The sequence below is a fragment of the Nesterenkonia sp. K-15-9-6 genome (genome assembly GCF_052656005.1).
The window spans coordinates 1-5,983 of record NZ_JBQYEY010000049.1 but is presented as its reverse complement, the minus strand read 5'-3'; the positions used below and the strand labels follow the sequence as shown (position 1 = coordinate 5,983).

Below are 5,983 nucleotides of genomic sequence, written 5' to 3'. Positions count from 1 at the left end.
GAGAAGTTGCTGTCCGGAGGGCGGCTCGGGACCGGGTTTGACAGCCGGAAACGAGATGTTCTAGGATAGAAAAGTTGCTTCGGAGCGATCCGGAAAGCGAAAATTGACAACAGAGAATATGATATGATATTCTAGGTTGGCGGTTTTCTTCCGGTGGTGCCGGTAGCGCCTGTTGTTTGAGAACTCAATAGTGTGCCAAGTTTGTTGATACCAAATTATTTGATTGTTTGGTTGGCGTGGGGCTTCCACCCCCGTGGAAGTGATCACGTATCAGCCATGGATCGCTGACTGGTGTGCTTGCTGGTGGTCCCTGTGAGGGATGCTGTGTGGGTGATCGTGTTTTTCCGGCATGGTCGTCTGTGTGGTGTCTTGGGGATCGTCTGGTGGGTGTGCTGGTTGTTCTATCAGTTTTTGATGGAGAGTTTGATCCTGGCTCAGGATGAACGCTGGCGGCGTGCTTAACACATGCAAGTCGAACGATGAAGCCCGTGCTTGCACGGGTGGATTAGTGGCGAACGGGTGAGTATCACGTGAGTAACCTGCCCTTGACTCTGGGATAAGCCTGGGAAACTGGGTCTAATACCGGATACGACCAGTCCTCGCATGAGGTGCTGGTGGAAAGATTTTATCGGTCTTGGATGGACTCGCGGCCTATCAGCTAGACGGTGAGGTAACGGCTCACCGTGGCGATGACGGGTAGCCGGCCTGAGAGGGTGACCGGCCACACTGGGACTGAGACACGGCCCAGACTCCTACGGGAGGCAGCAGTGGGGAATATTGCACAATGGGCGCAAGCCTGATGCAGCGACGCCGCGTGCGGGATGACGGCCTTCGGGTTGTAAACCGCTTTCAGCAGGGAAGAAGCTTTTGTGACGGTACCTGCAGAAGAAGCGCCGGCTAACTACGTGCCAGCAGCCGCGGTAATACGTAGGGCGCGAGCGTTATCCGGAATTATTGGGCGTAAAGAGCTCGTAGGCGGCTTGTCGCGTCTGCTGTGAAAGCCCGGGGCTTAACCCCGGGTGTGCAGTGGGTACGGGCAGGCTAGAGTGCAGTAGGGGAGACTGGAATTCCTGGTGTAGCGGTGAAATGCGCAGATATCAGGAGGAACACCGATGGCGAAGGCAGGTCTCTGGGCTGTTACTGACGCTGAGGAGCGAAAGCATGGGGAGCGAACAGGATTAGATACCCTGGTAGTCCATGCCGTAAACGTTGGGCACTAGGTGTGGGGGACATTCCACGTTTTCCGCGCCGTAGCTAACGCATTAAGTGCCCCGCCTGGGGAGTACGGCCGCAAGGCTAAAACTCAAAGGAATTGACGGGGGCCCGCACAAGCGGCGGAGCATGCGGATTAATTCGATGCAACGCGAAGAACCTTACCAAGGCTTGACATGGACCGGATCGCTGCAGAGATGTAGTTTCCCTTCGGGGCTGGTTCACAGGTGGTGCATGGTTGTCGTCAGCTCGTGTCGTGAGATGTTGGGTTAAGTCCCGCAACGAGCGCAACCCTTGTCCTATGTTGCCAGCACGTAATGGTGGGGACTCATGGGAGACTGCCGGGGTCAACTCGGAGGAAGGTGGGGATGACGTCAAATCATCATGCCCCTTATGTCTTGGGCTTCACGCATGCTACAATGGCCGGTACAGTGGGTTGCGATACTGTGAGGTGGAGCTAATCCCTAAAAGCCGGTCTCAGTTCGGATCGAAGTCTGCAACTCGACTTCGTGAAGTTGGAGTCGCTAGTAATCGCAGATCAGCAACGCTGCGGTGAATACGTTCCCGGGCCTTGTACACACCGCCCGTCAAGTCACGAAAGTTGGTAACACCCGAAGCCCACGGCCCAACCGGTTTTCCGGGGGGAGTGGTCGAAGGTGGGACTGGCGATTGGGACTAAGTCGTAACAAGGTAGCCGTACCGGAAGGTGCGGCTGGATCACCTCCTTTCTAAGGAGCTTGGGCTCGAGTTCGAGTCCGCCGCCTGATGCTCACCGAGTGTGTGAGCTGGTGGTCTGCTCAAGGGTGGAATATCAACATTCTGTCGCTGCGTCTGTGCGTCTGGCTGTTCAGTACCTGGTGCTGGTTCCCTGTGTAGGGGGCTGGTGGTGGTGGAAGTCGGTCGGGTGTGTGGGTGTGGTGCTTGGTACACTGTTGGGTCCTGGGACAACAGGCCTGGCTGCGGTGGCGTTGGTCGTCGTGGTGGGTTCTGATGTTTCTGGATCTGTTGCCCTGGCTGCAGGTAGCCGCATTGGGGGCATCATCGGGCCGCAGCATCCTGGTTTTGGGGTGTTGTGGTGGTGGTGTCTGGTGTGGTGATGGTGGTGGGGGTTGTTGTTTGGGAACTGCATAGTGGACGCGAGCATCTTTGTTTCTTAATGTGAAACGTGGTCAAGCATCGCATCGTTGTCATGGCCCTGTTGGGTTGTGGTGGTGGTGTTGTGTTGTCCTTGGTTGAACACTTGTGTGTAAGTGTTGAAGGGCGCATGGTGGATGCCTTGGCAGCAGGAGCCGATGAAGGACGTGGGAATCTGCGATAAGCCTGGTGGAGTTGATAACCGAGCGTTGATACCAGGATTTCCGAATGGGGAAACCCCGCATGCTGTTATGGTGTGTGACCGCCGGCTGAATGTATAGGCCGGTTGGAGGGAACGTCGGGAAGTGAAACATCTCAGTACCGACAGGAAGAGAAAACAAGAGTGATTCCGTGAGTAGTGGCGAGCGAAAGCGGATGGGGCTAAACCGTGTGCGTGTGATACCTGGTAGGGGTTGCGTGCGCGGGGTTGTGGGACATTCCGTCCAGGGTCTACCAGTCCTGGGGGTTGAGGTGCGGGCGTATAGACGAACACGTTTGAGTGCGTGACCGGAGAGGGTGGGAGTCCCGTAGTCGTAATGCGTTCCGCCGGCCTGTGAGTGTATCCCGAGTAGCACGAGGCTCGAGGAATCTTGTGTGAATCTGCCAGGACCACCTGGTAAGCCTGAATACTCCCTGCTGACCGATAGTGAATCAGTACCGTGAGGGAATGGTGAAAAGTACCCCGGGAGGGGAGTGAAATAGTACCTGAAACCATGTGCCTACAATCCGTCAAAGCATCCTGCGGGGTGTGATGGCGTGCCTTTTGAAGAATGAGCCTGCGAGTTAGTGCTCAGTGGCGAGGTTAACCCGTGTGGGGCAGCCGTAGCGAAAGCGAGTCTGAATAGGGCGTTTGAGTCGCTGGGTCTAGACCCGAAGCGGAGTGATCTACCCATGGCCAGGTTGAAGCGCGTGTAAGAGCGCGTGGAGGACCGAACCCACCTAGGTTGAAAACTGGGGGGATGAGCTGTGGGTAGGGGTGAAAGGCCAATCAAACTCTGTGATAGCTGGTTCTCCCCGAAATGCATTTAGGTGCAGCGTTGTGTGTTTCTTGCCGGAGGTAGAGCTACTGGATGGCCGATGGGCCCTACAAGGTTACTGACGTCAGCTAAACTCCGAATACCGGTAAGTGAGAGCGCAGCAGTGAGACTGTGGGGGATAAGCTTCATGGTCGAGAGGGAAACAGCCCAGACCACCGGTTAAGGCCCCTAAGCGTGTGCTAAGTGGGAAAGGATGTGGAGTTGCTTAGACAACCAGGAGGTTGGCTTAGAAGCAGCCACCCTTGAAAGAGTGCGTAATAGCTCACTGGTCAAGTGATTCCGCGCCGACAATGTAGCGGGGCTCAAGCACACCGCCGAAACCGTGGCAATTCTCATCTTTGGATGGGGGTTGGGTAGGGGAGCGTCGAGCACAGCGGTGAAGCCGCGGCGGAAGCCTGTGGTGGAGCGTGTTCGAGTGAGAATGCAGGCATGAGTAGCGAAAGACACGTGAGAAACGTGTCCGCCGAATGACCAAGGGTTCCAGGGTCAAGCTAATCTGCCCTGGGTTAGTCGGGACCTAAGGCGAGGCCGACAGGCGTAGTCGATGGACAACGGGTTGATATTCCCGTACCGGCGAAGAACCGCCCATGGTGAACTGGTGATACTAACCACCCGAACCACACTGGACAGTCTCTTTGAGTCTGCGTGTGTGGGGAGCGTGGGACCTGAACTGGGGAGCCAAGCGTATTAACAGGTGTGACGCAGGAAGGTAGCCGGGCCTAGCGATGGTTGTCTAGGTCTAAGAATGTAGCCTGGTTCCTAGGTAAATCCGGGAGCTGTTGAGGGTGAGATTTGATGGGCCCCACCGTTTGGGTGGGGATCCGGTGATCCTATGCTGCCGAGAAAAGCATCGACGCGAGGTTCTAGCCGCCCGTACCCCAAACCGACACAGGTGGTCAGGTAGAGAATACCAAGGCGATCGAGAGAATCACGGTTAAGGAACTCGGCAAAATGCCCCCGTAACTTCGGGAGAAGGGGGGCCTCACCCGTGATCCGCACTTGCTGCGGGGAGGCGGGTTGGGGCCGCAGAGACCAGGGGGAAGCGACTGTTTACTAAAAACACAGGTCCGTGCGAAGTCGTAAGACGATGTATACGGACTGACTCCTGCCCGGTGCTGGAAGGTTAAGAGGACGAGTCAGCTGCTTTCGGGTAGCGAAGCTCAGAATTTAAGCCCCAGTAAACGGCGGTGGTAACTATAACCATCCTAAGGTAGCGAAATTCCTTGTCGGGTAAGTTCCGACCTGCACGAATGGAGTAACGACTTCCCCGCTGTCTCAACCGTGAACTCGGCGAAATTGCATTACGAGTAAAGATGCTCGTTACGCGCAGCAGGACGGAAAGACCCCGAGACCTTTACTATAGCTTGGTATTGGTGTTTGACATCACTTGTGTAGGATAGGTGGGAGACTGTGAAGCGGTCACGCTAGTGGTCGTGGAGTCATCGTTGAAATACCACTCTGGTGTTGTTAGGCATCTAACTTCGGGCCCTGATCGGGTCCAGGGACAGTGCCTGGTGGGTAGTTTAACTGGGGCGGTTGCCTCCCAAAGAGTAACGGAGGCGCCCAAAGGTTCCCTCAGCCTGGTTGGCAATCAGGTGTTGAGTGTAAGTGCACAAGGGAGCTTGACTGTGAGACAGGCATGTCGAGCAGGAACGAAAGTTGGGACTAGTGATCCGGCGGCACCGTGTGGAAGGGCCGTCGCTCAACGGATAAAAGGTACCTCGGGGATAACAGGCTGATCCTGCCCAAGAGTCCATATCGACGGCATGGTTTGGCACCTCGATGTCGGCTCGTCGCATCCTGGGGCTGGAGTTGGTCCCAAGGGTTGGGCTGTTCGCCCATTAAAGCGGTACGCGAGCTGGGTTTAGAACGTCGTGAGACAGTTCGGTCCCTATCCGCTGCGCGCGTTGGAGATTTGAGAAGGTCTGTCCTTAGTACGAGAGGACCGGGACGGACGAACCTCTGGTGTGTCAGTTGTACTGCCAAGTGCACCGCTGATTAGCTACGTTCGGGATGGATAACCGCTGAAAGCATCTAAGCGGGAAGCCGGCTTCAAGATAAGATCTCCGTCACCCTTGAGGTGTGAAGGCTCCCAGCTAGACCACTGGGTTGATAGGCCGGATGTGGAAGCACGGACTGAAGACGTGTGAAGCTGACCGGTACTAATAAGCCGACCACTTACACCACACACACTTTCCTCACGTTTGTTGGGGTTGGTATGGGTGTTCAACAAGAATCATGTTTAAGAAATTGCGTGTTCGCGTCCACTAGGCGGTCCCTGATCAACAAACCCTGTCCCCTCGTTGTTGTGTTCTCTCGTGTTGTCGGGGGGATGCTGTGAGGGGTGGCAGCTAATTGAATACGACTCATGCGCGCCTCGGGTTGGTTGAGGTGTAGTCGTTACTGGATTTACCCGCTGTTGGTATCGTGCCTGCTTGTGTGTAGGTGGTGGTGCTGGTGGTTGGGTTGAGAGAGTTACGGCGGTCATAGCGTGGGGGAAACGCCCGGTCCCATCCCGAACCCGGAAGCTAAGACCCACAGCGCCGATGGTACTGCACACGGGAGTGTGTGGGAGAGTAGGTCACCGCCGGACACCACTT

The 5,983-nt window shown here is 56.0% G+C and carries 3 rRNA genes; all 3 read left to right on the top strand.

The features are described 5' to 3' along the window. The first annotated feature begins 411 nt into the window (after positions 1 to 411). The 3 genes from SD455_RS16500 (at position 412) to rrf (ending at position 5,976) form a co-directional block, all read left to right on the top strand. Positions 412 to 1,940, top strand: a 16S ribosomal RNA gene (locus SD455_RS16500). Positions 1,941 to 2,456: 516 nt separating this feature from the next. Next, positions 2,457 to 5,569 (top strand): 23S ribosomal RNA (locus SD455_RS16495). A gap of 290 nt (positions 5,570 to 5,859) precedes the next feature. After that, positions 5,860 to 5,976, top strand: a 5S ribosomal RNA gene (gene rrf / locus SD455_RS16490). The 16S, 23S and 5S rRNA genes sit together here, the layout of an rRNA operon. Positions 5,977 to 5,983: the final 7 nt, after the last annotated feature.